4 protein-coding genes are annotated in these 3311 nt (G+C 58.8%); 3 read left to right on the forward strand and 1 reads right to left on the reverse strand.

Annotated features, from left to right (window positions below; translation table 11 throughout):
- On the reverse strand, window positions 1-212 hold a 212-nt coding region (locus VZ95_RS05585), incomplete at its 3' end, for a FecR/PupR family sigma factor regulator (protein ID WP_045774991.1).
- A gap of 276 nt (window positions 213-488) precedes the next feature.
- Here VZ95_RS05585 and VZ95_RS05590 point away from each other — a divergent pair.
- The 3 genes from VZ95_RS05590 (at window position 489) to VZ95_RS28590 (ending at window position 2828) form a co-directional block, all read left to right on the forward strand.
- The gene (locus VZ95_RS05590) at window positions 489-950 is read left to right on the forward strand and encodes an RNA polymerase sigma factor (RefSeq protein ID WP_232302496.1); all 462 of its coding nucleotides are present in this window, start codon (window positions 489-491) and stop codon (window positions 948-950) included.
- A 139-nt stretch (window positions 951-1089) separates the two neighbouring features.
- Window positions 1090-1818 (forward strand): ABC transporter ATP-binding protein, encoded by a 729-nt coding sequence (locus tag VZ95_RS28585; RefSeq protein ID WP_332308006.1) that lies wholly within the window; start codon window positions 1090-1092, stop codon window positions 1816-1818.
- 11 nt (window positions 1819-1829) lie between these two features.
- Window positions 1830-2828 (forward strand): ABC transporter ATP-binding protein, encoded by a 999-nt coding sequence (locus tag VZ95_RS28590; RefSeq protein WP_332308007.1) that lies wholly within the window; start codon window positions 1830-1832, stop codon window positions 2826-2828.
- The last annotated feature ends 483 nt before the right edge of the window (window positions 2829-3311 follow it).

The following is a 3311-nucleotide window of genomic DNA, read 5'->3' on the forward strand; positions in this document are numbered from 1 at the left end:
TCTTGCCGAAGTTCGGGCATATCCGCCACCCGCGCCACCTGGGCGAAGGCCTGCGCATGGCGCGAATCGGCGGCCCGCCAGCGCTCGAACGCGGCCCTATCCGCCCCCTCCCCCTGCAAGACGACGAACCAATCGAGCGCAGCGTCGGTGATCGGATCGGGATGCCGGTAAGGGGCGGCGGGTTTGGGGCTGTCTGCTGTTTCCTGCGCCACGATCCTGGTCTGCCTTTATCGGTAGAGCTTTCTCTCTTAGACGTTCGAGCGCCCGGCCCTCACAATATACAGACGCGCCCGCCATAGGAACCTATCGCACGCGGGCCGATATTCGCAGTTGCAACCGCTCTCCGGCTCCTATATCACTCGGCAGGGTTTGAATGAGATCGATAATCAGTCGCAAAGACTGGCGCGCATCTCGGGGAGCGAGAAGGGTCTGACTCAAGAACCCAAGGGGGCTTTCTGCCTCTTCTATTGAGCGATGATGGGCCGATTATGTCCGCAAGTTTAAACGCAATCTATCTCGATCAACGGCGCTCGCTACTTTGGCGGGCGCTGCGCATCGTCCGCGATGTCGCCACCGCCGAAGACGTATTGCAGGAAAGTTATTTGCGCGCCCATAAGGCGGCGGAAAAAGCGCCCATCGAGAATATCGGGGCCTTCTTGCACCGCACGGCGCAAAATCTGGCGCTCGATCACGTCCGGCGGCGGAAAACCAAAGAGCGCTTTGAATATATCCCCGCCTATGCCGCCGAACCTTTGGAGGTTCCGTGCCAAACGCCGTCCGCCGAGGATCGGTTGATCCAGCAGGAGCGGTTGAACCAGGTCAAGGCGGCGCTCGATGCTTTGCCGGAGCGGGCGCGGCAGGTTTGGACACTAAACCGGGTGGAAGGCTGGCCCTATCCGAAAATCGCCAAGCATCTCGCGTGTCGCCGGGCACGGTTTTCAACGATATGAAGCTGGCGATGGGCCATTTCGTCGATTCGCTCGCCCGCGCCGACAAAGAATAGTTTTTTTGGAAGATCGCGCAGGCTCAAACGTCTCAAGGGAAGCAGCGGGCCGATCCGGCGCTGGGCACAACCCCTGAGGAAGCACCGTGTTAAAGGATTTTTTCAGCTATTACACCCCGCATAAGCGCCTGTTTTTGATCGATTTCGGCGGGGCGATTCTCTCCGGCCTCCTCTCCTTGGGGTTTCCCTTCGCGGTCACGGCCTATGTGGATAAGCTGCTGCCCAGCGGCGATTGGACGCTGATTATCGGCGCGAGCCTGGGGCTGCTCGCCGTTTATCTCATCAATACCGGCCTGATTGCCGTCGTGACCTACTGGGGCCATGTGCTCGGCATTAATATTGAAACCGAAATGCGCCGCCGCGCCTTCGATCATCTCCAGCGCCTGCCGTTACGCTTTTTCGATGGGCAGAAAACCGGCCATCTGGTCGGACGGCTGACCAAAGACCTGGAGGAAATCGGCGAGCTTGCCCATCACGGGCCGGAAGATCTGTTCATTGCGAGCATGACCTTTCTCGGTGCCCTCGGGCTGATGCTGATGGTCCATGTACCGTTAGCGCTGATGACCCTGCTGATCCTGCCGGTGGTGATGATCGTCATTCTCCGCTTCGGGCGCGACATGACCGCCAATTGGCACGCCCAGTTCGAGCGCGTCGGCGCGTTCAATGCCCGGATCGAAGAGGTTGTTGGCGGGGCGCGCGTGGTTCGGGCTTTCGCCAACGAGCCGCACGAACGGGCGCTTTTCGCCCAGGATAACCAGCACTATAAGCAGGCCAAGCTGAGCGGCTATCGCATCATGCCTATAGCCTGGGGCTGAATTACCTCGGCATGCGCTTGGTTCAGGTGGTCGTGCTCGTGGCGGGCACTTGGTTCGTTTATCAAAACGAACTCACTATCGGCGGTTTCGTCGGCTTCCTGCTGCTGATTAACGTTTTCTATCAGCCGCTGGAGCGCATCGCCGCCGTTATCGAAAATTACCCGAAGGGCATTGCCGGGTTTCGCCGCTACCGGGAGTTTCTGGCCATCGAACCGGAAATCACCGACCGGGAGGGCGCGCTGACGGCCCCGCCCTTCAGCGGTTCGATTGCCTTCGAGAACGTCTCCTTCGCCTATAAACCCGACCGGCCCGTGCTGGCCACTGTATCGCTGTCCATCCGCGCCGGGGAAACCATCGCCTTCGTCGGCCCGTCTGGGGCGGGGAAAACGACGCTGCTGTCGCTGCTGCCCCGCTTCTACGAGGTCAGCGGCGGGCGCATCACTATCGACGGGCACGATATTCGCGATGTAACGCTGGCCTCCTTGCGCCACCAAATCGGCATCGTGCAGCAGGATGTCTTCCTGTTCGCCGGCACCTTACGCGAGAATATCGCCTATGGTCGGCTGGGCGCGAGCGATGCCGAGATTCACGCCGCCGCGCGCCGGGCACGGCTGGATGGTTTCATCGCCGACTGCCCCGAAGGGCTCGATACCATCGTTGGGGAGCGCGGCGTGCAACTCTCCGGCGGGCAAAAGCAGCGCGTGGCGATTGCCCGTATTTTCCTGAAGAATCCGCCAATTCTGATACTCGATGAAGCAACCTCCGCCCTCGATACCGAAACCGAGCGGGCGATTCAGGCCTCCTTGCAGGAGTTGGCGCGCGGGCGAACCTCGCTCATCATCGCGCATCGGTTGGCGACGATCCGCGATGCCGACCGCATCATCGTCATCAACGACGGCGGCATTGCCGCCGATGGCCCGCATGACGCTTTGCTGCGCGCAGGCGGCCTCTATCGACGGCTGCACGACGCCCAGGATTTGTCGCCGCGCCCGGCGATTGCGGGCGAATAGTTTCGATAATAGAGGCCTGCCCTTAGGGAAGCGGCGATAGCTTCGCCGCTTCCTTTTCGAAAAACCGGGGGGCTTTTACCTATCCGGGATTGTTCCGCAACACGGCACGGCTCCCAGGAACTACGACGCATCACCATATCGCAAGCATTAAGACCGACAATTGCTTAATTCAAATTTCCTTTATTATTTTAATGCAAATGTCTTTACGATTTTTTCATGAAGCTAAAAATAATGTGAATAAAATACTCGACACTCCACAAAATCCTCAGTCTTCACCCCCGTTAATTCTCGTCTTGATGGTATGACGAGTCGTGATTCCTTTACCTTTTTGAGGTAGGGTGCAGAACTATAGGGTCTGGATGTTGGCGCTAGGGTGCGCGCAGAAAGCGGAAAAAAGCGATGAAAATCAACATACAAACGCGCGTAATCATGCTCATCTCCGTACTAGCGCTGCTGATTCAGATCGCAGCGTCAAGCTACGGT

Source organism: Elstera litoralis, from assembly GCF_000963705.1.
GTDB lineage: Bacteria > Pseudomonadota > Alphaproteobacteria > Elsterales > Elsteraceae > Elstera > Elstera litoralis.